General features: G+C 64.5%; 24 protein-coding genes. 12 read left to right on the top strand and 12 right to left on the bottom strand.

The genetic code is table 11. From position 1 onward, the window contains the following. The first annotated feature begins 2 nt into the window (after window positions 1-2). Together U0S50_RS12490 and U0S50_RS12485 are read left to right on the top strand one after the other, a co-directional pair. Window positions 3-950 (top strand): D-glycerate dehydrogenase, encoded by a 948-nt coding sequence (locus U0S50_RS12490; RefSeq protein WP_322309092.1) that lies wholly within the window; start codon window positions 3-5, stop codon window positions 948-950. After that, the gene (locus tag U0S50_RS12485; protein ID WP_322309091.1) at window positions 947-2,311 is read left to right on the top strand and encodes a GntP family permease; all 1,365 of its coding nucleotides are present in this window, start codon (window positions 947-949) and stop codon (window positions 2,309-2,311) included. Before U0S50_RS12490 ends, U0S50_RS12485 begins: the two co-directional genes overlap by 4 nt. A gap of 46 nt (window positions 2,312-2,357) precedes the next feature. Here the strand turns inward: U0S50_RS12485 and U0S50_RS12480 are convergent, their stop codons facing one another. The 7 genes from U0S50_RS12480 to U0S50_RS12450 all read right to left on the bottom strand — a co-directional run bounded on the left by U0S50_RS12480 (window position 2,358) and on the right by U0S50_RS12450 (window position 11,723). Continuing rightward, a complete protein-coding gene (locus U0S50_RS12480; RefSeq protein ID WP_322309090.1) occupies window positions 2,358-4,511 on the bottom strand; it encodes a PQQ-dependent dehydrogenase, methanol/ethanol family in 2,154 nt (717 codons plus the stop codon). Between the two features lie 167 nt (window positions 4,512-4,678). Next, on the bottom strand, window positions 4,679-5,461 hold the full coding sequence (locus tag U0S50_RS12475) for an HpcH/HpaI aldolase family protein (RefSeq protein ID WP_322309089.1): 783 nt from the start codon (window positions 5,459-5,461) through the stop codon (window positions 4,679-4,681). Between the two features lie 10 nt (window positions 5,462-5,471). After that, window positions 5,472-6,254 carry a 2-keto-4-pentenoate hydratase gene (locus U0S50_RS12470; protein WP_322309088.1) on the bottom strand — a complete coding sequence of 261 codons (783 nt, stop codon included), beginning with the start codon at window positions 6,252-6,254 and terminating at the stop codon, window positions 5,472-5,474. 12 nt (window positions 6,255-6,266) lie between these two features. Beyond that, window positions 6,267-7,661 (bottom strand): FAD-binding oxidoreductase, encoded by a 1,395-nt coding sequence (locus U0S50_RS12465; protein ID WP_322309087.1) that lies wholly within the window; start codon window positions 7,659-7,661, stop codon window positions 6,267-6,269. An 82-nt stretch (window positions 7,662-7,743) separates the two neighbouring features. Continuing rightward, window positions 7,744-8,925: an L-lactate dehydrogenase gene (locus tag U0S50_RS12460; RefSeq protein ID WP_322309086.1), complete on the bottom strand. Its 1,182-nt coding sequence runs from the start codon at window positions 8,923-8,925 to the stop codon at window positions 7,744-7,746. Between the two features lie 2 nt (window positions 8,926-8,927). Beyond that, a complete protein-coding gene (locus tag U0S50_RS12455) occupies window positions 8,928-10,484 on the bottom strand; it encodes an acetolactate synthase large subunit (protein ID WP_322309085.1) in 1,557 nt (518 codons plus the stop codon). A 189-nt stretch (window positions 10,485-10,673) separates the two neighbouring features. After that, window positions 10,674-11,723 (bottom strand): AraC family transcriptional regulator, encoded by a 1,050-nt coding sequence (locus U0S50_RS12450; protein WP_322309084.1) that lies wholly within the window; start codon window positions 11,721-11,723, stop codon window positions 10,674-10,676. A gap of 387 nt (window positions 11,724-12,110) precedes the next feature. Between U0S50_RS12450 and U0S50_RS12445 the strand changes: the two genes are divergently transcribed. From U0S50_RS12445 to rplA, 7 genes are all read left to right on the top strand, one after another. Next, window positions 12,111-12,428, top strand: coding sequence for a zf-TFIIB domain-containing protein (locus tag U0S50_RS12445; protein WP_322309083.1), 318 nt, complete (start codon window positions 12,111-12,113; stop codon window positions 12,426-12,428). A 204-nt stretch (window positions 12,429-12,632) separates the two neighbouring features. Beyond that, window positions 12,633-12,953: a multidrug efflux SMR transporter gene (locus U0S50_RS12440; RefSeq protein ID WP_322309082.1), complete on the top strand. Its 321-nt coding sequence runs from the start codon at window positions 12,633-12,635 to the stop codon at window positions 12,951-12,953. A gap of 206 nt (window positions 12,954-13,159) precedes the next feature. Beyond that, entirely contained in the window at window positions 13,160-13,357 is a 198-nt protein-coding gene (secE, locus tag U0S50_RS12435; protein ID WP_322309081.1) for a preprotein translocase subunit SecE, read from the top strand. Between the two features lie 31 nt (window positions 13,358-13,388). Then, complete coding sequence (gene nusG / locus U0S50_RS12430) at window positions 13,389-13,925, top strand: transcription termination/antitermination protein NusG (RefSeq protein ID WP_058454563.1); 537 nt, start codon at window positions 13,389-13,391, stop codon at window positions 13,923-13,925. Window positions 13,926-13,985: 60 nt separating this feature from the next. Beyond that, window positions 13,986-14,921: an acyl-CoA thioesterase II gene (locus U0S50_RS12425; protein WP_322309080.1), complete on the top strand. Its 936-nt coding sequence runs from the start codon at window positions 13,986-13,988 to the stop codon at window positions 14,919-14,921. Window positions 14,922-15,202: 281 nt separating this feature from the next. Next, complete coding sequence (rplK, locus tag U0S50_RS12420) at window positions 15,203-15,634, top strand: 50S ribosomal protein L11 (RefSeq protein WP_322309079.1); 432 nt, start codon at window positions 15,203-15,205, stop codon at window positions 15,632-15,634. Window positions 15,635-15,638: 4 nt separating this feature from the next. Further along, entirely contained in the window at window positions 15,639-16,337 is a 699-nt protein-coding gene (rplA, locus tag U0S50_RS12415) for a 50S ribosomal protein L1 (protein WP_322309078.1), read from the top strand. Window positions 16,338-16,410: 73 nt separating this feature from the next. Here the strand turns inward: rplA and U0S50_RS12410 are convergent, their stop codons facing one another. The 5 genes from U0S50_RS12410 to U0S50_RS12390 form a co-directional block, all read right to left on the bottom strand. Further along, window positions 16,411-17,151, bottom strand: a complete 741-nt coding sequence (locus U0S50_RS12410) for a hypothetical protein (RefSeq protein WP_322309077.1) — start codon at window positions 17,149-17,151, stop codon at window positions 16,411-16,413. Between the two features lie 345 nt (window positions 17,152-17,496). After that, a complete protein-coding gene (locus U0S50_RS12405) occupies window positions 17,497-17,907 on the bottom strand; it encodes a VOC family protein (protein WP_416194993.1) in 411 nt (136 codons plus the stop codon). Then, window positions 17,904-18,551 (bottom strand): heme exporter protein CcmB, encoded by a 648-nt coding sequence (locus tag U0S50_RS12400; RefSeq protein ID WP_322309076.1) that lies wholly within the window; start codon window positions 18,549-18,551, stop codon window positions 17,904-17,906. Before U0S50_RS12400 ends, U0S50_RS12405 begins: the two co-directional genes overlap by 4 nt. Continuing rightward, window positions 18,548-19,132, bottom strand: a complete 585-nt coding sequence (ccmA, locus tag U0S50_RS12395) for a heme ABC exporter ATP-binding protein CcmA (protein ID WP_322309075.1) — start codon at window positions 19,130-19,132, stop codon at window positions 18,548-18,550. Before ccmA ends, U0S50_RS12400 begins: the two co-directional genes overlap by 4 nt. Then, complete coding sequence (locus U0S50_RS12390; RefSeq protein ID WP_322309074.1) at window positions 19,129-19,557, bottom strand: metallopeptidase family protein; 429 nt, start codon at window positions 19,555-19,557, stop codon at window positions 19,129-19,131. The genes ccmA and U0S50_RS12390 overlap by 4 nt, the downstream gene beginning before the upstream one ends. A gap of 52 nt (window positions 19,558-19,609) precedes the next feature. Here U0S50_RS12390 and U0S50_RS12385 point away from each other — a divergent pair, with 52 nt between their 5' ends. The 3 genes from U0S50_RS12385 (at window position 19,610) to U0S50_RS12375 (ending at window position 22,037) form a co-directional block, all read left to right on the top strand. After that, window positions 19,610-19,897: a 4a-hydroxytetrahydrobiopterin dehydratase gene (locus tag U0S50_RS12385; protein WP_322309073.1), complete on the top strand. Its 288-nt coding sequence runs from the start codon at window positions 19,610-19,612 to the stop codon at window positions 19,895-19,897. Window positions 19,898-19,904: 7 nt separating this feature from the next. After that, window positions 19,905-20,546 carry a YoaK family protein gene (locus U0S50_RS12380; RefSeq protein ID WP_322309072.1) on the top strand — a complete coding sequence of 214 codons (642 nt, stop codon included), beginning with the start codon at window positions 19,905-19,907 and terminating at the stop codon, window positions 20,544-20,546. Window positions 20,547-20,639: 93 nt separating this feature from the next. Further along, on the top strand, window positions 20,640-22,037 hold the full coding sequence (locus U0S50_RS12375; protein WP_322309071.1) for an amino acid permease: 1,398 nt from the start codon (window positions 20,640-20,642) through the stop codon (window positions 22,035-22,037). Window positions 22,038-22,120: the final 83 nt, after the last annotated feature.

Genomic DNA, 22,120 nt, shown 5'->3' with positions numbered 1-22,120 from the left:
CTGTGAGCATCACGATTGCGACGAGTCGGCCGATGCCCTTGCCGACGATCGAACTCGCCGGACAGGCGGTGCATTTCGTGCCGCCGGAACAGGGGATTCCCGATAACGCCCGCGTCTATCTGGGGACGGCGGTGGATCCCGTCGACGCGGCGCTGATCGACCGCTTCCCCGGCAGCATCGGGCTGATCGCCAATCTTGGGGTCGGCTATGACAATATCGACCGTGCGGCAGCGGCGCGTCGGGGCATCCAGGTTTCGAACACGCCGGTCGTGACCGAAGATACGGCCGACCTCGCTTTCGGCTTGATCCTCGCCGCTGCACGGCGAATGGGGGAGGGCGAGCGTTATGTGCGCGGCGGCGGCTGGTCCGAATCGGGGCAACCACCGCGTGTCGGTATCCGCGTTCATGGCGCAAAGCTTGGCCTCGTCGGTTTCGGGGCGATTGGACAGGCAGTGGCGCGGCGTGCGCAGGGGTTCGGGATGGACATTCTCTATCATTGCCCGCACCCAAAGCCTGCGGCAGCCGCCGTGCTCGGCGCCCGATATTGCTCTACCCTGGACGAATTGCTGGGCGCCGCCGACATCCTGTCGCTCCACGCGCCGCTTAGCGATGCGACGCGCGGGATGATCGATGCGACTGCGCTCGCGGCGTGCAAGCCGGGCGCAGTGCTGGTCAACAGCGCGCGCGGCGCGCTGGTCGACGAAGATGCGCTGATCGCGGCGCTGCATAGCGGGCATATCGCGGCTGCCGGGCTGGACGTGTTCGTAGGGGAACCGGCGATATCACCGGGCTTTCTGGCGCTCGATCAGGTGGTATTGACCCCGCATATCGGCAGCGCGACCGCGCAATGCCGGTTCGACGTGGTTCAGCGCGGGATCGCCAACATCGCCCACTTCCTCGAAACCGGAACGGTGCTCGATCCGGTCCCGTTACCGGAGGCCATCGCATGATTTCGGCGCTCGGACTGGTCGCCAGCCTCGCTTTGCTGATCTGGCTGGCGTTGCGCGGTGTGAACATCATTCTGGCCTCGATCCTCTGTTCGCTGCTGGTAATCGTGACCAGTGGGTTGCCGCTGGGGGCGACCTTCGACGACGGCTATCTGTTCGGTAAACTCGGCGCCTTTACCTTCGCGGGGAAATTCTTTCTGCTCTTTGCCGCCGGGGCGATGTTTGGCCGGGTGATGGGCGACAGCGGTGCGGCCGCCAGCATTGCCATGGCGCTCGTCCGGCGACTGGGCGCGGACCGCGCGCTCTGGATCACCGTCGCGGCCAGCGCTTTGCTCACCTATGGCGGGGTGGTCGTTTTCGTCGTGATCTTTGCGATGTATCCGCTGGGGCTTCGTCTGCTGAAGGAAGCGGACATACCCAAGCGCCTGTTCTGCGCGGCGCTGGCGCTGGGGGCGGGGACATTCACCTTGACCGCGCTTCCCGGCACACCGTCGATCCAGAATATCATTCCGACGTTGACGCTCGGCACCGATCTGTATGCGGCGCCGTTGCTGGGGGTCGCCGGCGGGGCGATCATGTTTGCGCTCGGAATGTTCTATCTCGAGTGGCAGCGCCGTAGGGCCAAAGCCGTTGGCGAGGGCTTTGATCCCGCACCGGGCGATCCTGTCGGAACGACCGTCGGCGCCGATGGACAGGCCGTCGATGGCGGATTGCCATCCTGGGGGATGGCATTGCTGCCGTTGGCGGTGGTGATCGGTATCATCCTCGCGCCGCGGCTCGCCGGGGCGGCGCTTTCCGCGCCGATCGCCGATTTCGCCGCAGCCCAGCCGGTGATGTGGCCCTCGCTCGCGCTGCTGGTCGGCAGCCTCGTCGGCTTGCTGCTGTTTCCGGCGGTGCGGCGCCGGATGCTGGCGGTAATGGGCGACGGGGTGCAGGATGCGGTCGTGCCGCTGTTCGCGACCTCGGTGGTCATCGGTTTCGGCGGAGTCGTAGTGCAAACGGCGGGTTTCGGTCATTTCGCATCGGCGCTGGTCGCGTTCGACGATTACCCGCTGCTATCGATGTTCGGCGCCGTCAGTACCGTTTCGGGGATTACCGGATCGGCATCGGGCGGGCTCCAGATATTCATGCAGACACTGGCTCCGCAATATCTGGCCATGGGTATCGCCCCCGACGAATTGCACCGGCTGGCGGTGATGGCGAGCGGCGGTTTCGACTCGCTGCCGCATTGCGGTGCGGTGATCGCGATGCTGGCGATCACACGGCTCAGCCATCGGCAGGCCTATTTCGACGTCGCCGTCGTAACGGTGGCGATCCCCGTCGTGGCCACGCTGTCCTGTATCGCGCTCGCCGCGATGTTCTAGGCGCGGGCGGCGTGCCCGATCGTGGCCCATCTCCTCGCGGCAGCAGTCATGATTTCGGCGGCTTCGCGTCGCCGTTCTCGACCGCTAGCCACGCCTGATCCAGGACATAGGCGCGAATGTCCTCGGCCTCGTCCGGGCTCAGCTGGTCCTTGAACGGAACCATGCCGTTGCCGGACAATATGCCCGTGCGTACCACCTGGTCCCAGACATTCCTGTCGGCCGATACGCCGCTCCATCGCAGGTCTGGCGTTACCCCGGAACTGATCGCCATCGGACCGTGGCAAACCATGCAATTTTCCGAATAGTGACGGAAACCCGCGGCAATCTGTGTCGGAGAGCCAAAACGGGAACCCTTGGGCGTTTCTTCGACCAGATAGGCCATCGGATCGGGGACGCGCGCCCTGGCGCCCAGCTTGAACACGAACACGCGGCCGACGTCGGGTGCCGTTGCCTTGTCCCATGCGAATCCCCAGTTGAGTGCCCAGGACGTACCCCAGCCGGTGGCAATCGCGACATATTGCTCGCCATCGATTTCATAGGTGATGGGGGCGGCCTGGATGCCGCTTTTCAGGTTCATCGACCATAGTTCGGTGCCATTCGCTGCATCAAGGGCGCGGAACGTCCCCATGGCATCGCCCTGAAACAGCAGATTGGTTGCGGTGGTCAGCACCCCGCCATTGAAGGGGGTGGGATAGGCGCGGGTCCAGCGTGCCTTTTGCCGAACAGGGTCCCAGGCGATCAGCTTGCCCGAAATCGTCTTGCGTATCTGTTCCAATGTTCCGGCGGAATACGTCGGCGGCAGGCCCGCCGCCATATCATATCCCAGATTCCATCGCAGCGAGGCCTTGGTCCCGCCCGGCCGTTCGCCGACCATCTGGGCCATGTCCTGCGCAGGGATATAGGCAAGGCCGGTCTTGGGGCTATAGGCCATCGGGTTCCAGTTATGCGCCCCGGCCGGTGCCGGAATGGCAAGAAACGGCGTGCGGTCGAACTGGCGCATCGCGGGGTTCTCGATCGGACGGCCTTTGGCATCGAGCCCGCTCGCCCATGTTTGGTTGGCAAAGGCCTTGCCCGACAGAAAGGCTCCCGACCGGGCGTCGAGCACATAGAAAAAGCCGTTTTTCGGCGCATGCATCACCACACGACGCCTCGCCCCGGCATCACCCAGCGGCAGGTCGGCCAGAATCAGGGTTTGCGTCGCGGTATAATCCAGCATGTCGCGCGGCGTTTCCTGGAAATGCCATTTATAGCTGCCGGTGTCGGCGTCGAGCGCGACGACCGACGACAGGAACAGATTGTCACCATTGCCCTGCGGATCGCGCACCTTGGCATTCCAGGGGGAGGCATTGCCGGTGCCGACGATCACCTGATCGTTGATCTCGTCAAAGATCATCGAATCCCAGGCGGTTCCACCGCCGCCATCGGTCGTCCATGCCCCCGTGTCGCCCCAGGTTGCATTGCCAAGCCTGGCCAGGGCGTCGTCTGATGCGGCGCCGTCGGGTTTCTTGTCGGGGTTCGGCGTGAAATAGAACCGCCATTCCTCATCGCCGGTCGCCGCATCATAGGCGGTGACATAGCCGCGCACACCCAGTTCGGCCCCGCCGTTGCCGATGATGATCTTGTCCTTGAAGGCGCGGGGGGCGCCGGTGATCGTATAGGGTTTGGACTGGTCGACCGTGACCTTGCTCCACAGCATCTTGCCCGTCCCGGCGTCGAGCGCCACCAGACGGCCGTCATAGGTGCCGACATAGACTTTGCCGCGATAAACGGCGACGCCGCGGTTCACCGCATCGCAACATCCCTTGGCCAGCGTTTCGCGCGGAACCGATGGATCATAGATCCACTTCTGCTCACCTGTCCGGGCGTCGAGGGCATAGACGATCGACCAGGCGCCCGTGACATACATCATGCCATCAACGACGATCGGTGTTGCTTCCACCCCATGCGAGGTCTGAAGGTCGTGGCTCCAGACCAGGCCCAGGTCCGATACATTGTCGGGACCGATGGCCGTCAGGCGCGAATGGCGTTGCTCTTCATAGTTTCCGCCATAGGTCAGCCAGTCCTGGGGCGTCTTGTCGGCTGCGGCGATACGCGCCGTATCGACACCGCTCGCCGGACCGTCGGCCGCCCCGATATCCTGCGAACAAGAAGCCAGTGCCGTTCCGACCAGCAACGCGGCCACCCACCCATATGCCTTCATCGACCCACTCCCATGCTTCGCATCTCGTCCTGCCGTTCTGGCGGCGTGGATCGAGGGCGCGACGTCCCACAGCGTCTAAGCAAATGTCGGCGCCCGCCTTTTGACCTTTGGTCAGGCGGGGCGCTGTGAATCATCAATTTGACGGCGATGCGCGGTCGGGCGTTGTTTCAATAACCGCCTCTGGTCGCTCTGGCGGGTTCTCCCCTGGCGATTGCAAGGGCATCGGCGGCCCCCTTGCGCAAAAAGGCGATGTCGGTCCCGGCGGAGGCAAAGGCAAAGCCCTGATCCTTTGCGGTGGCGACGGATTCGGGGCTGTATCCGAACAGTCCCGCCGCGATCCCGGCCTCGCGGGCGGCCGCGACGATGCGGGTGATCGCCTTCACAAAAGCTGGATTGCCGAAATCGCCCGGCGCAATCCCCAGGCCGAAACACAGGTCGACCGGTCCGACGAACAGCGCGGACAGGCCTTCGGTCGCGGCAATCGCCTCGACATTGTCGAGGCCGCGCGCGGTTTCGATCATCGCGATGCAGGCGACCTCTCTGTTCGCCGAGGCGAGATAGCCCATTCCGTCGGTCAACAGGCCGCGCATCGGCCCGCACGATCGGGTGCCGAGCGGCGGATAGCGGCAGGCGGCAGCGGCCTGCGCGGCCTGATCCGCGGTATCGACCATCGGCACGATCACGCCATGCGCCCCGGCGTCAAGCGCGCGGCCGATGCCCGCCGCCTGCGCGTCGGCGACGCGCACCAGCGGCGTCGCTCGGGTCGCCGATATGGCGGGAATCAGGGCCAGCAGGTGCGAATAGGACAACAGGCCGTGCTGCAGGTCGAAACACAGCCAGTCGAAATCCATCCGCGCCAGCGTCTCGGCAATGTGCAGGTCGGGCAGGTTGATCCACGCCCCGACCGAAAACGCCCCGGACTGCCATTTGGCGAGTGCTTCATTCTTCATCTCATCATCCTCAGGCGAATTTGGCGGTCACGCTGCCCAGATTTTCGAAGCGCGCGACATAGGTGTCACCCGCCGCAATCGGCGCAAAGGGCACCAGCGATCCGGGCAGCACGACATCGCCGGCGGTCAGCGCGACGCCAAAGGCGCCCAGCCGGTTAGCCAGCCAGGCGGCGCTGATCAGCGGCGAACCGAGCACCGCCGCGCCGACCCCTTCGGATAGCTTCACCTCGTTGCGGAACAAGGCGCAGCGCACCGCCGCCAGATCGCATTCACGCGGATCGACGCGCCCTTTGCCCAGCACGAACAGCGCGCTGCTGGCATTGTCGGCGACCGTATCGACGATGCCGATCCGCGGCGTGTCAAAGCGGGTATCGACGATCTCCAGGCAGGGCGCGACATAATCGGTCGCCTCCAGCACCATGGCGGCGGTGACGCCCGCGGTCGGCAGATCCGATTTCAGCACCAGCGCAATCTCGGCCTCGACCATCGGGGTGATCAGCCGCTCGGCGATCGCCACCGTGGCGCCATTGGCGAATTCCATGGCATCGGTCAGGAAACCGAAATCGGGTTCATCGACGCCGACCATTTCCTGCACCGCTTTGGCGGTCAGCCCGATCTTCTTGCCGACCAGCTTCTCGCCCGCCGCGAGCCGCTTTTCGAGCACGCCGAGCGAGATGCGATAGGCGTCATCGACCGTCAGTTCGGGATGGCGCGCGCTGATCAGCGGGACCGGCGCCCGGTTGCGCAGCGCGGCATAAAGCGCATCGGACAAGGGAGGAAGGGCGGCGGACATGTCCATTTCCTTTTAAAGGGCCTCGACGGCAAAGACCTTGCCCGGATTGAGCAGATTCTTCGGGTCGAGCGCGTTTTTGATCTGCCGCATCGTCGCAATCTCTTCGGGCGTCCGCGACAGATGCAGCCAGGCGCGTTTTTCCAGGCCGATGCCATGTTCGGCAGAGATGGAACCGCCGATCGCCGCCAGCGGACGATAGACCAGCGCTTCGGCGCGGTGCCGGGCGTCCTCGTTCCACGGGCGCGGCGCGACGCCGATGTGCAGATTGCCGTCGCCAAGATGGCCAAAGGTGATGGTCCGCGCGGCATCGCCCCACTCGGCGGCGACCGCCTTTTCCAGCCCGTCGATATAGACCGGCATCGCCGCGATCGGCAGGCTGACGTCGAACACGGCGACCGGGGCGAGGGCGTGCAGCAATCCTTCGATATCTTCGCGTATCGCCCAGATTGCCCGGCGCTGCGCCTCGGACGCGGCGACCACCGCATCGACCGCCAAGCCGTCGTCGAGCAGCGCGGTCATCAGATCGGTAAAGAAAATTTCGTCGCGGTCGGGGTCCATCCCCGATGCCTCGACGATGATATAATAGGGATAATCGCCCGGCAGCGGCGGCTGGTGGCGGCCGCTCTCGACCGCGACCGTCCGGTAATGCGATTGCCACATCACCTCGAAAGAGGTGAGCATGGGGCCAAGGCGGCTACCGGTCTTCGAAAACAGCCGCGCCAGCGTGTCGAAATCGGGCGCGGCGAGCAGCGCGGTGCTGATCGTCAGCGGTTGGGGATGCAGCCGCAGCACCGCCTTGGTAACCAGCCCCAGCGTGCCCTCGCTGCCGATGAACAGCTGTTTCAGATCATAGGCGGCGTTGTTCTTGAGCAGGTGGTTCATCGACGACAGGATGGTTCCGTCGGCCAGCACCGCCTCTATTCCCAATATATTGTCGCGCGTCATGCCGTAACGAACGACCTGATTGCCGCCGGCATTGGTCGCAATCGTGCCGCCGATCGTCGCCGATCCGCGCGCGCCCAGATCGACGGCATAGATCAGCCCGTACTTCTCTGCCTCTTCCTGCACGATTTGCAGCGGGACGCCCGCCTCGACCGCCATCGTCCGCCCGACCGGGTCGATGTCGATTATCGCGCGCATGCGTTCGAACGAAATCTGGATCATCTCGGCGGTCGCATCGGCGCCATGCACCAGGCCGGTCAGCCCGCCCGCCGCGACCACCGGCTGGTCCGCCGCGTCGCACAGCCGCATGATCGCCGCCAGCTCCGCGGTCGAGCGCGGACGCACCACCGCCGCGGCGCCGCAGCGCGTCTGCCCCAGCCAGTCACCGGCCCGGGTATCGAGATCGGCGCCGGTCAGGACGCCGCCCTCTCCCGAAATGTCGCGAAGCCTGTCGAGCAATGCCATGATCCTCTCTCCCTGACCAGGCGAGCCTAGCGGGCCGTCCGAACCCCGGCTTGCACTTTGACGACATCTCTGTTTTCGAAAATCAATTTCGGGGCGGTTCTCCGCTGTCCAGCAGCGCGCCGCGATCGACGCTATCCGCGATGGGATAGCCGCTCAGCCCCAGCGCGGTTCTCATGTCGAGATGAAAGATCGACAGCAGCCGCGCCAGCCCCGCCTCGCCCTGCGCGGCGAGGGCATAGATCCACGGCCGCCCGATCATCACCGCCTTTGCCCCCAGCGCCAGCGCCTTGACGACGTCCTGGCCTGATCGGACCCCGCCATCGACGATCAGCGGGATGCTGCCCGCGACTGCATCGGCAACCCGCGGCAGCATCGCCGCGCCCGACGCGACGCCGTCGAGCTGGCGCCCGCCATGGTTCGACACCACCAGCGCATCGGCGCCGACGTCGCGGGCGCCAAGCGCATCCTGCGGATCGAGGATGCCCTTCAGGATAAGCTTGCCCTTCCACTGCTGGCGCAGCCAGGCGATATCCTCGCAATCGACCGATCCGTCGAACTGGCTGTCGACCCATTGCTTGAAATCGGGCAGCGCCTTGGCGCTGGGGGCGTAGCGCGCGATATTGCCGAAGGTCAGCGGGCCGCCGGTCAGCGCGACCTTCCACAACCAGTGCGGATGGGCGAGATAGTCGATCGGGCCGCCGCGCAATCTGCCCCACCGGCTGGCGCCGCCGCCCATGCCGTTCCGAATGTCGCGATAGCGCGTGCCCAGGACGTTGAGATCGACCGTGAACACCAGGGTGCGCACGCCATGATCCCAGGCGCGCTGCAAGATTTCCAGCACCACCCCGCGGTCGCGCAGCATGTAAAGCTGGAACCACATCGGCCGGTCCGAAACCCGCGCCACCTCCTCGATCGGGCAGATGCTGACCGTCGACAGCGTAAAGGGAATGCCCATCCGGTCGGCGACCCGCTTGGCCATGGTTTCGGCGCGGTGCGCCATCATTCCGGCCATCCCCACCGGCGCCAGGATCACCGGCATCGACAGCGTTTCGTCCAGAAAATCGACCTCGGTTCGGATGTCCGAAATGTCGCGCAACACCCGCTGTCCCAGCCGGATCCGTTCGAAATCGGCAACATTGTCGCGCAGCGTGACTTCCGCGCCGGCGCCGCCGTCGACATAGTCGAACAACATGCGCGGCAGCCGCTTTTCGGCGATCCGGCGAAAATCGGAAACGCTGGCCGGGACGAGGTTCAGCGAGTCCAAGGTCAGAGTATCGCTTCGACGAGGCGCGGCCCCTTGTGCGCCAGTGCTTCGGCGAGCGCTTCGCGCAGCTCTTCGGCGGTCGTCGCCCGGCGCGCCGGAACGCCGAGCCCTTCGCTCATCTGCACCCAGTCGAGCGCCGGGTTGCGCAGGTCGAGCATCGACAGCGCCTTGGGTCCCGGATTCTGCACCCCGACGCGCATCAGTTCGATGTTGAGGATCGCATAGCTGCCATTGTTGAGGATCAGTGTCGTGACGTCCAGATTCTCGCGTGCCATCGTCCACAGCGCCTGCAACGTGTACATGCCGCTGCCGTCGGCCTGAAGCGCGATGACCTTGCGGTCGGGGCAGGCGACCGCGGCGCCCGCGGCGAGCGGCAGGCCCTGGCCGATCGCCCCGCCGGCCAGCATCATCCAGTCGTGCTTGGGCGCGCCCGCGGTCGCCGGAAAGATCATCAGCCCGGCGGTTGCCGCTTCGTCGGACACAATCGCATTATCGGGCATCAGCGCGGCGACGATCGCGGCGATCTTGGTCGGATCGAGCGGCCCCGTCACATCGGCGGCCGGGACTGCCGCCGCCTGAACCAGTGCCGGTTCGGCGGGCGCGTTCAGCGCGTCGGCAAGCCGGGTGAGGGCGTTTTCGGTGTCTTCGTCCATCGACGCGAGACGGACCAGCCGCGCGCCCTCGGGCGACAGCCAGCTCGGCTTGCCGGGATAGGCGAAAAAGGACACCGGCGGTTCGCAGCCGCAAAAGACGATCGCCTTCATGTCCTTCAGATATTCGGCGCCCTGCTCGCCGAAATAGGGCAGGCGCTCGACCGCGACGCGCCCCGCGCCGCGTTGCAGGCGGGCGGTAAAGGTTTCGCAGATCAGCCGCGCCCCGGTTGCCGCCGCGATGCGCCCCGCCTGTTCGAGCGCGCCTTCGCGCAGCGCGCGTCCGCCAAGGAACAGCGCGGTGGGACCATGGGCTTCGCGCAGCGCCGCCGCGGCATCGGTGATCGCGGCGTCGGGCGATTGCGGCGCGGCGGACAGCGCGGCGGGGGCGGCCGGACTGCTGCCCTCGGTCCAGGCATGGTTGGCGGGCACGGCGAGCGTCGCGATCCGGCCGGGATAGTGCATCGCCGCGGCATAGGCTTCGGCACCGGCCTGCGGCAGGTCGCGCTCGGATATGGAGGCTTTCAGCCAGTCCGACATCGGGCGCGCAACCCCGGCAAGGTCGCTGGTCAGCGGCGAATTATATTGCAGGTGATAGGTGGCGTGGTCGCCGACGACATTGATCACCGGCGATCCGGCGCGCCGCGCATTGTGAAGATTGGCGAGTCCGTTGGCGAGGCCGGGGCCAAGATGGAGCAGCGTTATCGCGGGCTTGTCGGCCATCCGGCCATAGCCATCGGCCATCCCGGTGACCGCGCCCTCGAACAGGCCCAGGATCGCGCGCATCCCATATTGGCCGTCGATCGCGGCGACCAGCTGCATTTCGGATGTCCCCGGATTGGCGAAACATGTGTCCACGCCGCTGCGGAACAAGGTTTCGACCAGTGCTTCGGCTCCATTCATCGACATTCTCTCCCTTGGTGCGCATTGGCTTCGTTTGTGCGAGGGCTCGGTCGGCCGGGTTTAGGTTGCCGCCATCGCCCCGATGTGACCCTGGACAAGACTCGCTGTTTCCAAATGTCAGCTTCGAACCTGACACAAAGGGTATCATCGGGGCAATCGGCGTCGCGCAGCGGCAGGCGACCGGGCGGCAAGCGATCAGCGGACCGAATGCGCTGCCCGCCATTCGCGCGGCGACATGGCGGCACGGCGGGCGAAGGCGCGCGTGAACACGGCGGATTCGGCATAACCAAGAATTCCTGCAATCTGCGCGATGGGAAGGGTCGTTTCGCGCAGGAAGCGCCGGGCGATCTCGAATCGCATATCGTCCAGTATCGACTGGAAATTGGCGCCTTCGGCTTTCAGCTTGCGCTGCAGAACATGTTTCTTGACCCCCAGCGCCCGGCTGATGTCGTCGATGCGGATCATCCCGTCCTCGATATTGTCACGGACGGTCTGGCGGACCCGGTTGGTCCAGTCTTCGCCAAGGCCTTCGCCGATGCGCGCTACATGGTCCTCCAATATCGCGAACAGCCCCGCATCGGACAGGCGCAGCGGACGGTCGAGGTCGGCGGCCGGAAATTCGAGCGCGGTCAGCGCCTGACCGAACAGAACCGGGCAACGGAACACCGCCTGATAGGGGGCGATATCGGCGGGGGCGCCATGTTCGAAATAGACGCAATCGGGGTGCCATGTGTCGCCCAGTGCGGAACGGACGAACTTGCAAGCCAACCCGATGGCCAGTTCGGTCTGCTGGATCGCCGGATCGTTGCCGACTCCCGCGAGCCCATGTTTCCAAAGGGCCAGTGCGCCATCGCGTTCCAGCCGGGTCATCGATCCCGTGTCATGGGTACGGAAATGGGCGATCAGCCGGTCGATCGATATCTGAAGGTTCGGGGCATGGCGAACCAGATATCCCACCGCGCCCAGCTTTTCGAAGGTCTGCCGCTGCGACAGGAGGAGGCCGAAATGGCGGGTGCGGCTCGCGTCGGCGGCGAGGTTCAGCGCGCGGCGATAGGCCTCGGTCGGAATTTTTCGATCGGGCTTGTTCAGCGTCTCGTCGTCCAGTCCCGCCCGGTTCAGAATCGGGGAGGGTTCGGCGCCCAGTTCCAGCAACAGGCCGCGAAATCCCTCCATGCTGCCCGACCGGATGACCGTGCCCTGCGCCAGCGATGCGGACGGGGGATCATCGGCGATGCGATCCGTCATAGTTTTTGTCTCCGACCGCGCTCGGTTCGCCCGCCGCTGGACTTGCCGAAAAGCTCGGGGCCGGTGCCGGGCCGGGCCAGCCTATCGGTGCAGCGCGAAAACATAAAGACACGAAAGACCCGGCCGCTGTGCAGGGCCGCTATCCCTTCCTCTGTGTATCCCCCTTGAAAGACGCGCGCGGCCATCTAGATTCAGGGGGCGGGCCGGGCCCCTCTGACGATGATGTTCATCGTGATGTCGGACCGCATCGGGTATTCTCGATGTCGGCTCGGCTTTTGCCCTTCTTCGGCCGTATCGTGATCCCGGTAAATGTTATCGACCGGAGGTTTTTATGACAGAAGCAATATGGTGTCCGGCGCGGAGCCGCATTCTGGAAGGGGCGGCGGCATGACGAACGCAGGTGTTGGAATGCCGTGTCCGGTCTGCGCCGTTCCGCTCGTGATGAGCGACCGGCAGGGCGTGGAAATCGATTATTGCCCGCAATGCCGCGGCGTGTGGCTCGATCGCGGCGAACTCGACAAGATCATCGAGCGAAGCCGGGGGCCCGAACCCGCGGTGCAGGCAGCCCCGCCGCCGCCGCAGCAGCCGCCGCAATATGCGCCGCCGCCCGCCGGCTCGCCCTGGGGGCATGGCCATGGACATGGCGGCTACCACAAGGGTTATCACAAGCGGCGCAAATCCTTTCTCGAGGAGTTGTTCGACTGACAATGACGGGCCGGCAGCGATGCCGGCCCTTTTCTTGTCGCGCTCCGATGCCGGGTCTTTGCTTGGCGGCGGGGCGTTGCTATGGCGCGGTCGCGCGGGGCGGTCGCTTCGCGCCGACATTGCGAAAGGGGCCACGTCCCCGCCCGCCGGCATGGCGGGTTCCAGGTCCGGGACGGCCCGGCAGCCGAATGAAGGAGGCTGCCCATGGCTTGGGTCTATCTTGTTATCGCTGGCATGCTGGAAATCGTCTGGGCCTTTTCGATGAAGCAATCGGACGGGTTCACAAGGCCCGTTCCAACCGCCGTAACGCTGGTGACGATGACGGGCAGTTTTCTGCTCCTGTCATTGTCGATGCGGTCGCTGCCGCTCGGCACGGCCTATATGATTTGGACGGGAATCGGCGCGGTCGGGGCTTTTCTTGTCGGTATCATGCTGTTGGGCGAACAATTCAGCGCGATGCGCGTCGCCGCGGCGGTGCTGATCGTCGCCGGGCTGGTGCTCATGAAATTGTCATCGGCGGGGTGAAGACGGGCCGATGCCGCAAGCGCTTGCCATCGGCAGCCTGCGCGTTTAAAGGCCGCCCATTCGGACAGATGCGCCGTTCTCTTTCCGCCTTTCGCCGAGCTGCTCGGGGAGGGTGGGCGGACTATTGCCCAAAGCACGCTTGACGCGCCGGGGGCGGCAACCCATCTGGCTGGAAATTTGGACGCTCGAAGGACAGGACGATCGACATGGCAAAGCCCGGCATCGGCGAATTCGTCAACCAGGTGAAGACGGAAGCCGGCAAGATCGTGTGGCCCACCGGCCGCGAAACGGTGCAGACGACGATCATGGTGCTGATCATGACGACGCTGCTTGCGCTGTTCTTTCTCGGCGTCGATACGGTTTTCAACGCGATCGTCAGCTGGCTGACGTCGCTCGCGCGCTGATCGCGCGCTTTCACAGGACAGGACAGCACATATGGCGCGCTGGTACATTATTCACGCCTATTCGGGTTTCGAGAACAAGGTGCGCGATTCGGTGATCGCCGAAGCCGAACGCATGGGGCTGACCCAGCTTGTAGAAGCGGTCGAGGTGCCGGTCGAAACCGTCACCGAGGTCAAGCGCGGCAAGAAGGTTCAGGCCGAGCGGAAGTTCTTCCCCGGCTATGTCCTCGCCAAGCTGACGATGACCGACGATGTCTATCACCTCGTCAAGAATACCCCGAAAGTCACTGGCTTCCTGGGGTCGTCGGGCAAGCCGCAGGCGATCAGCGAGGCCGAAGCGGCGCGCATCCTGAACAGCAAGGAAGAAGCCGCCGCGCGGCCGAAGACCGAAATTCGCGTCGATTACGAAATCGGCGATCAGGTCAAGGTGCTCGAAGGTCCGTTCGCCAGCTTCAATGGCGTGGTCGAGGAACTCGACTTCGACAAGGCGCGGGTCAAGGTGTCGGTGTCGATCTTTGGTCGCGCTACGCCGGTCGAACTCGACTTCGAACAGGTTGAACGGATGAAGTGACGAACCCTGCGGTTCGTTCTCCCGCCGATGCGGGAATCCACGGAATGACAGGATGATCGCATGAGCCTGACTCCCGCCGAGATTCAGGCCCGCGTCGATCGCGCGCGCGAAATCAACGCCAGCGTCGATGCGGCAAAGGTGGTCGGCGCGGTCGCGCGGCTATTCGATCTCGACCCGGTGCCTGGGCTCGAGGATGAATTCACCTTTCCCGCACTCCCCACCACCGCGCGCGAACGCATTTTCGGCGGACAGGTGATTGCGCAGGCGATGATGGCCGCGGCGCGCACGGTGGATCAGGGCAAGCGCGTTCATTCGCTTCACGCCTATTTTCTGCGTGGCGGCGATGAAACGAAGCCGCTTCATTTTCGCATCCACCGCGACTTTGACGGACGCAGCTTTTCGAACCGCCGCGTCGTCGTGCGCCAGGATGGCAAGGTCATCTTCAACCTGACCGCCTCGTTCCAGATTCCGGCTGAAGGCCTGTCGCATCAAGTCCCCATGCCCGACACTTTGCTGCCGCCCGAAGAGTGCTGGGATTTTACCGATTTCATCGCGGCCGATCCCCATATTTCGGACCGGCATCTTGCCCATATGGCGCGTCGGCGCCCGTTCGAGGTTCGCAGCTATCGCCCGCCCGCGTCGGAAGGGGGCACGCAGCATTATCAATGGTTTCGCGTCGCGGCGCCGATCGGCGACGATCCGTTGGTCCACACCGGCTTTCTCGCCTTCGCCTCCGATATGGGGCTGCTCTCGTCGGCGATGCTGCCGCATGGGGTGAACTTCTGGTCGCCGGGCATGGTATCGACCAGCCTTGACCATGCGATGTGGTTCCATGGCGAGGTGCGCGTCGACGACTGGTTCGTCTTCGTCATGGACAGCCCGTGGACCGGGGGCGATCGCGGCTTGTGCCGGGGGTCCATCTATCGCCAGGACGGTACGCTGATCGCGACGGCGGTCCAGGAAGGGTTGGTGCGATACCGGCCGCCTGCCGAATAGGGACTGTCCTACATTTGTTGTCCGTGCTCTCGTGTCAGGATGCAGTGATGGGGAGCGCAGCGAAAAGCGAATTGCGAGTGAAGTTGCGCAGATTTCTGCGGCTTTCCATTGTTTGGGTGCGGGTGCGCACTTGCTATTTTCATCGCGCGCGCCTATTGGCGCCGCTTCGCGTCGAAAACGGGCGCGATTCCGCGCGGGAGGAGGACTGATAACCCTCTGTTTGACCGCTTATTTTGAGGTTCGCCGCCAGCGGCGGGCCGAGAGAAAGAAAGGAGGCCGTCATGGCCAAGAAAATTACCGGCTATATCAAGCTGCAGGTGCCCGCCGGCGCCGCCAACCCCTCGCCGCCGCTCGGGCCGGCACTGGGTCAGCGCGGCGTCAACATCATGGAATTCTGCAAGGCGTTCAACGCGGCGACCGACGGCTTGGAAAAGGGCACCCCGACGCCCACCATCATCACCGTCTTTGCCGACAAGAGCTTTGCCTTCGTCACCAAGACGCCCCCGGCAACCTATCTGATCAAGAAGGCCGCGAACCTGAAGTCGGGTTCGAAGGAGCCCGGCAAGATCAGCGGTGGCAAGATCGCGCGCTCGAAGCTCGCCGAAATCGCCGAAATCAAGATGAAGGATCTGAACGCCAACGACATCGAACAGGCGACCAAGATCATCGAAGGCAGCGCCCGCTCGATGGGCCTCGAAGTGACGGAGGGCTGAACCGATGGCAAAGCTGACCAAGAAGCAGAAGGCCCTTGAGGGCAAGGTTGACGCGCTGAAGCTGCATGGCGTCGACGAAGCGATCAAGATGGTGCGCGATCTCGCCTCGGCGAAGTTCGACGAAACGCTCGAAATCGCGATGAACCTCGGCGTCGATCCGCGTCACGCCGACCAGATGGTCCGCGGCGTCGTTACGCTGCCCGCTGGCACTGGCAAGGATGTCAAGGTTGCCGTGTTCGCACGCGGCGACAACGCCGAAAAGGCACTGGCCGCCGGTGCCGACAAGGTCGGTGCGGAAGACCTGATGGAAGACATGCTCGCGGGGAACCTCGACTATGGCCGCGTCATCGCGACGCCGGACATGATGGGCATCGTCGGCCGCCTCGGCAAGACGCTGGGTCCGAAGGGCCTGATGCCGAACCCGAAGCTCGGCACCGTCACCCCGAACGTCGCGGAAGCGGTCAAGGCAGCCAAGGGCGGCCAGATCGAATTCCGCGTCGAAAAGGTCGGGATCATCCACGCCGGTCTCGGCAAGCTGTCGTTCGGCGAAGAAAAGCTGCGCCAGAACTTCGACGCTTTCGTTGACGCGATCGTCAAGGCGAAGCCGAGCGGTGCGAAGGGCAAATATGTCCGCAAGATCGCCCTGTCGTCGTCGATGGGTCCGGGCGTCAAGGTCGATACCGCCGACGTCGCCGGCGCCTGATTTCAGGCACGAAGATTTGGGAAAGGGCCGGGGGAAACTCCGGCCCTTTTCCTTTGGGCGGTTTTTGCGCTGTTCAAACCGTCACCGGTGCCGTCTCGCCGGTCTGCAACGCCCGTTCCAGGCGCCGATAGGTCGGAGCGAGCCGCCGCAGCAGGGCGGCCGCTTCGGCGTCTTTGCCCGTGACGAGCGGATATTGCAGGGCGCCGACCAGCGCCGCCTGTTCCGAAGCGATGCGGGCCGCTTCGGCATATCCAATCCTGAAAAGACAGGTCGCCGCATCGGCAAGCCGCCGGGCACCCGCGCGGACCGCGAAATCGACCAGGTGGCTGCGCAAATCGTCGCCGCACGCCGCTTCTATCATATCCGCCAGCCGTTCGGCCGCCCCGGCATTGCCGAGCGTGCCGGGCGGCAGGTGCACGGGATGCCGCATCGACAGCCATCGGCTAGCGGCGGGAAGGGCGCTTCGGATCATCTCTTCCTCGGGAACCGGTCGCACCCGGCGAAAGTCGCAGCGCATCGTAAAGGGCGTGCCATAATCCAGCGCCTCGCCGCGCCAGGCCGCCATGAAATCGGCGGTCGGAAGGGTGGCGAATGGATGCCCCTCGGGATCATGGAAGCATATTCGATCCTCCGCGACCTCCAGAACGACGATATAATGATCGGCGCCGGTCGGACCGTTCTTTCCGGGTTGCTGGCGAAGCCAGCCCATCTCGACCGGGCCAACCCAAACCGGCCCCCGGGAAAGGGCCGCACGCAATCGCTCCAGGGCGTCGTTCGGCGCACCGCCCGCCGTCACGGTCGATGTCCAGCCCATGGCATCCAGTGCGGCATCAAAGCCCGTTTCGGGTGTCCAGCCAAAGGGATCGAAAAAGGGCAGGTGCCGCCGACAAGTTGCATCCCGAACGCGCTGCTGGTCGTAAATTCTATGACGGCGGTTCCGGGCGCGTCGTTACCGAACATCATCGCGAAAGCGTTTGCGTAACAATAGGGGCCGGAGCCCGCATAGGGGACGTGTCGCACGAATTTGCCTCTCGAATCTGCCGCAGAAGCAAAGCAAGGAGAGGTTTTTCAATAAATTTGTCAAGCAGATGGGTGCGATGATAAGCGCGAGGGGAGCGTTGCCGCGGATGGCGGCTTGCCCTGGCAGGTCAGCCGAGTTTCAGCCGGGCTTGCGAAACTCGATCAGATCCCACTTGTTGCCATAAAGGTCCAGAAACACCGCGACCGTTCCATAATCGGCCACGACCGGCTCGCGCTCGATCGGCACGCCCTTATCCAGCAGGCGCTGATAATCGCGGTCGAAATCGTCGGTTTCCAGGAACAGGAAAACTCTTCCGCCCGATTGGTTGCCGATGAATGTGGCTTGTTCCTCATTTGCGGCGCGCGCGAGCAGAATCGTGGCTCCCCCAGCCGGATTGCCCGGCGGTGCGATGACCACCCAGCGCTTGTTCTGCTGGGGCTGATCTTCGTCGGCCACCAATGTGAAGCCAAGGGTCCCGACATAAAAGGCGATGGCTTCATCATAGTCGCGGACGACCAACGCGACATGCGCCAGTGACTGGCAGGTTATTCGCGCAATCCGCGCAGCGCCGCCCCGGCCGCAAAGGGGCCGATCACCGTCAAAAGCAGGCTCGAAGCGGCGAGCAGCTTTTCCGCCCCCCGTCCCGCCGGATCGAGCATCCCGGCGCCAAAGATCAGCATAGGCACCGCCAGGGGGAGGACGAGCAAACCGCCGATCGCGCTCCCGCTCTTCAGATTGGCGGTCAATGCCGCGCTCAGCACCGCCAGTGCGGCGAGCGCCGGAATGGCAAGCACAAGGCCGGTGGCGAGCGTCACCACCCGGCCGCCATCCTGGGCCAGCAGCGCCGTAGCGGGCAGCAAGGCAAGGAGCAGCGGAAGGCCGAAGCCCACGGCATGGGCGGCGATCTTGACGGCGGCGACGGTTTCATCGGCGATGCCGCGTACCGCGAGTTGATCGAGCACGCCGGCTTCGCGATCCGGGCGGACCAGCCGGTCGATCGGAAGCAGGGCGGCGAGCAGTGCGGCGACCCACACCATTCCGCCTCCGGTGCGGGCAAGCAATGGCGCATCGGGGCCCACGGCGAAGGGAAAGGCGGTCGCGACGAGCAGGAAAAATACTACGGGAAGCCACAGTGCTCCGCTGCCCCAGGCCCGACGAAGGTCACGTGCGAAAAGCGCGATCAGCGCGGTCATGCGGCGCCCCCCATCTCGAATTCGGCCAGATTGTCGAGGCCCAGCGCGAAATGGGAGGCCAGCAAGATGGCGCCGCCATTGCCGCGATGCGCGGCGATGGCGGCCACCAGCCGCGACTGGGCCGCAATGTCCATGCCGTTGGCTGGTTCGTCGAGCAGCCAGATCGGCGCGCTCGACGCGATGACCCGCGCCATGGCGGCGCGCTTGCGCTGGCCGGTCGAGAGCATCGCTACCGGTACATCGGCCAGCGGCGCCAGCGCCATGGCGTCCATTGCCCGCTCGGTGACCGGGCCGTCGATGGTGTCGACGCGGCTCCAAAAATCGAGTGCGCGCCGCAGTGGCAATTCGGGGTCGAGCGCCGAAGCTTCGTCGATGAACGCACAGCGTTCGCGGCGCACGACCGTCCCGGCCGCCGGGCGCAACAATCCGGCAGCGAGCCGGATCAGGCTCGACTTGCCCGCGCCGTTCGGGCCGCGCAGCCAGATCGCGTCGCCGCGTGACAGGGATAGCGACAGATTTTCAAAAAGCAGGCGATCGCCCCGGATGCACGCGATTCCGTCCAGTCGCAGCAGTTCGCTCACGCCATATCTTCCAACGCGTGCATGTCATCGTCCGAAAAGCCGAAATGGTGGCCGATTTCGTGAATCAGGACATGGCGGATCAGCCAGTCGAGCCGCTCTCTACCTTCGATCCATTCGACCAATATGGGAATTCGGTACAGCGTTACCCGGTCGGGCATTCCTCCGCTCTGGTCGATGCTGCGCTCGGTTAGCGGGCGGCCTTCATACAGGCCGGTCAGGTCATAGGGATGCTCGATATCGAGCGAAGCGAGCGTCGCCTCGTCGGCAAATTCCTCGATCGCGATCACTACGCCCTGGATGTGCGGCCGAAATACCTCGGGCAGGGTGGCCAGGGCGGCTTCGGCCATGGTGTGAAAGGCGTCGCTGTCGGGCGCGCCGCCGGTCCAGCCGTCGGGCAGAAAGGAAGGGGCGGGCTTGTCGCTCATCGCGACCTTCCTTATGGCCCACGAAAGCCAATGGCCAGCGGGAGATAGGAAGATGGTCCAGAAATTCGATGACGCACAGCGCGCCGCCTTGCTGGCTCGTTTTCCGGAATGGACGCACGAACCTGCGCGTGATGCGATTGTGCGGCGTTTTCAGTTCGGCGATTTTGCGCAGGCTTTTGGTTTCATGACCAGCGTCGCGATCATCGCGGACAAGATGGACCATCATCCCGAATGGTCGAATGTCTATAACCGGGTCGACATTTTGCTGACCACGCATGACGCCGACGGATTGTCCGAACGCGACGCGAAGCTCGCGGAAGCGATCGAGGCGCTGTTCTGATCGTTCGATGATCCGGTTCGATCGTTCCCAACAGGCGCTGGCGATCGGTATCGCCCTTCTGGCGGGGTTCGTTGACGCGGTCGGTTTCGTGGAATCGTCCGGCTTTTTCGTGTCCTTCATGACCGGAAATTCGACTCGCCTCGCGGTTGGGGCTGCGGAATGGCAGCACGCGGGCGCAGTCGCTGCGGGAATCATCGCGGTATTCGTGGTCGGCGTCGTTTCGGGTGTCCTTGTCGCTGCCCGATATCCGGCGCGCCGGACGGCGGCGGTGCTTCTGCTCGTCTGCGCTCTGCTCGCGTTCGCCGCCTTGCTGCGGATCGCAATCCCCGGCTGGCCTGCCGTCGCCTGTCTCGCCTTGGCGATGGGGGTCGCCAACGCTGCGCTCGAGGGGCAGGGTGGCGCCGTCGTAGGCGTCACCTATATGACCGGGACGCTTGTTCAGATGGGGCACAAGATCGCGAACGCCCTGCGTGGCACCGGCGATGGCCGCTGGCATGCGCATCTGTGGCTATGGATGGGCTTGGTGGGCGGCGCAGTGGCGGGTGCCCACGCTATCTTCTGGTCCGTGCCGGCCGCATATCTCCTCGCTCTGCTGCTTGCTGCTGGGCTCTATCTGTGGGCCTTGCGGTCGTCGCGGCGCGGCGCTTGATCGGGCTATGCTTTTTCGCGTCCGGGCGCAGGAGATGGTTGCGTTCGTGACAATAGCGTTTCACAAGCACCAAAAATTTTAGGGGAGCAAGGAATGACCGACAGCCTTTTGCGCCGGAAAACCGTGGTGCGTGACGAGCATGGTGAGCAGGGGCTGGCGCGAACGCTGGGGTGGCCGCACCTGATCGCGCTCGGGGTCGGCGCCATCGTCGGGACGGGCATCCTGACCTTGATCGGGGTCGGCGCGGATAAGGCCGGTCCGGCCGTCATCCTCTCGTTCGCCATCGCCGGGCTGATCTGCGCTTGCGCCGCGCTCGCCTATGCCGAAATGGCGACGATGATACCGGCATCGGGCAGCGCCTACACCTACAGCTATGTGGTGATCGGAGAGATTATCGCCTGGGTTGTGGGGTGGAGCCTGATTCTCGAATATTCGCTGGTGGTCAGTGCGGTTGCCGTCGGTTGGTCGGGCTATGCGGCCCCCTTGCTGGAGGCTTGGGCAGGCGTCCCCATGGCGCTGATGCAGGGGCCCGAACTCGGTGGGATCGTGAACCTGCCCGCCATTGCCATCATCGCGGTTGTCGCCGGGATGCTGCTCGTCGGGACGCGTGAAAGCGCGACGCTCAACGCGGTCCTGGTGATCGTCAAGGTGCTGGCGCTGGTGGTGTTCGTTGCGCTTGCGCTGCCTGCGTTCAACGCCGCTAACCTGGAACCATTCAGCCCTTATGGCTTTGCCAAACATATGGGCCCCGACGGCGTCGAGCGTGGTGTGATGGCCGCTGCGGCGATCATCTTCTTCGCTTTCTATGGTTTCGACGCCATTGCGACGGCGGCGGAAGAAACGAAGAACCCTGACCGCGATCTCAAGATCGGCATCGTCGGATCGATGTTCGTCTGCGTCCTGATCTATATCGCGGTTGCGGTGGCTGCCGTCGGAGCGATTGCTTACAGCCGCTTTGCCGACAGCCCCGAACCGCTTGCGCTGATCCTGCGCGAACTGGGGCAGCCGCTCGCCGCCCATTATCTGGCCGTGTCGGCGGTTATCGCGCTGCCGACTGTCATCTTGGCCTTTTTCTATGGTCAAAGCCGGATTTTCTTCACCATGGCGCGCGACGGGTTGCTGCCCGCCAGCCTTGCCCGGCTTTCCTCGCGTGGGGCTCCGGTGCGCATCACCATCTTTACCGCGCTCGTCGTCGCGGTGTTGGCCGGCTTCATCCCGCTTGGCGAACTGGCCGCCTTGGCGAATGCAGGGACGCTTGCGGCCTTTACGGCAGTGGCGGTCTGCATGCTGGTCATGCGTCGCCGCGCCCCTGATGCGCCGCGAACCTTCCGTGCGCCCTTGCCTTGGCTGGTCGGGGGAGTGGCGGTGCTGGGCTGCATCTATTTGTTCTTCAGCCTGCCGGCGCAGACCCAGCGATGGTTCCTCTACTGGAACCTTGGCGGGCTGGCGCTGTATTTCCTTTATGCCCGCAAGCGGGCCGTGGCGCGGTGACTTTATCGTTTAAGGATTTTCGGACGGCGCGCGAATAAAGGTTGCCACGGCGCGCCACCCCCTTCTATTTTCCGAAAAATAAT

The sequence above is a fragment of the Sphingopyxis sp. genome (assembly GCF_034380315.1).
Classification (GTDB): Bacteria; Pseudomonadota; Alphaproteobacteria; order Sphingomonadales; family Sphingomonadaceae; genus Sphingopyxis.
Note: the sequence above shows the minus strand (reverse complement) of the source record. Positions and strands in the feature narration are given on the sequence as shown.

Coding starts and splice junctions, on each gene's coding strand:
- secE (WP_322309081.1), top strand. CDS start 13,160: ATGGCAAAGCCCGGCATCGGCGAATTCGTCAACCAGGTGAAGACGGAA.
- U0S50_RS12425 (WP_322309080.1), top strand. CDS start 13,986: ATGAGCCTGACTCCCGCCGAGATTCAGGCCCGCGTCGATCGCGCGCGC.
- U0S50_RS12380 (WP_322309072.1), top strand. CDS start 19,905: ATGATCCGGTTCGATCGTTCCCAACAGGCGCTGGCGATCGGTATCGCC.
- rplA (WP_322309078.1), top strand. CDS start 15,639: ATGGCAAAGCTGACCAAGAAGCAGAAGGCCCTTGAGGGCAAGGTTGAC.
- U0S50_RS12475 (WP_322309089.1), bottom strand. CDS start 5,461: ATGAAGAATGAAGCACTCGCCAAATGGCAGTCCGGGGCGTTTTCGGTC.
- U0S50_RS12470 (WP_322309088.1), bottom strand. CDS start 6,254: ATGTCCGCCGCCCTTCCTCCCTTGTCCGATGCGCTTTATGCCGCGCTG.
- U0S50_RS12485 (WP_322309091.1), top strand. CDS start 947: ATGATTTCGGCGCTCGGACTGGTCGCCAGCCTCGCTTTGCTGATCTGG.
- U0S50_RS12465 (WP_322309087.1), bottom strand. CDS start 7,661: ATGGCATTGCTCGACAGGCTTCGCGACATTTCGGGAGAGGGCGGCGTC.
- U0S50_RS12400 (WP_322309076.1), bottom strand. CDS start 18,551: ATGACCGCGCTGATCGCGCTTTTCGCACGTGACCTTCGTCGGGCCTGG.
- U0S50_RS12385 (WP_322309073.1), top strand. CDS start 19,610: ATGGTCCAGAAATTCGATGACGCACAGCGCGCCGCCTTGCTGGCTCGT.
- U0S50_RS12375 (WP_322309071.1), top strand. CDS start 20,640: ATGACCGACAGCCTTTTGCGCCGGAAAACCGTGGTGCGTGACGAGCAT.
- nusG (WP_058454563.1), top strand. CDS start 13,389: ATGGCGCGCTGGTACATTATTCACGCCTATTCGGGTTTCGAGAACAAG.
- rplK (WP_322309079.1), top strand. CDS start 15,203: ATGGCCAAGAAAATTACCGGCTATATCAAGCTGCAGGTGCCCGCCGGC.
- U0S50_RS12440 (WP_322309082.1), top strand. CDS start 12,633: ATGGCTTGGGTCTATCTTGTTATCGCTGGCATGCTGGAAATCGTCTGG.
- U0S50_RS12410 (WP_322309077.1), bottom strand. CDS start 17,151: ATGGGCTGGACATCGACCGTGACGGCGGGCGGTGCGCCGAACGACGCC.
- U0S50_RS12450 (WP_322309084.1), bottom strand. CDS start 11,723: ATGACGGATCGCATCGCCGATGATCCCCCGTCCGCATCGCTGGCGCAG.
- U0S50_RS12455 (WP_322309085.1), bottom strand. CDS start 10,484: ATGTCGATGAATGGAGCCGAAGCACTGGTCGAAACCTTGTTCCGCAGC.
- U0S50_RS12390 (WP_322309074.1), bottom strand. CDS start 19,557: ATGAGCGACAAGCCCGCCCCTTCCTTTCTGCCCGACGGCTGGACCGGC.
- U0S50_RS12480 (WP_322309090.1), bottom strand. CDS start 4,511: ATGAAGGCATATGGGTGGGTGGCCGCGTTGCTGGTCGGAACGGCACTG.
- U0S50_RS12445 (WP_322309083.1), top strand. CDS start 12,111: ATGACGAACGCAGGTGTTGGAATGCCGTGTCCGGTCTGCGCCGTTCCG.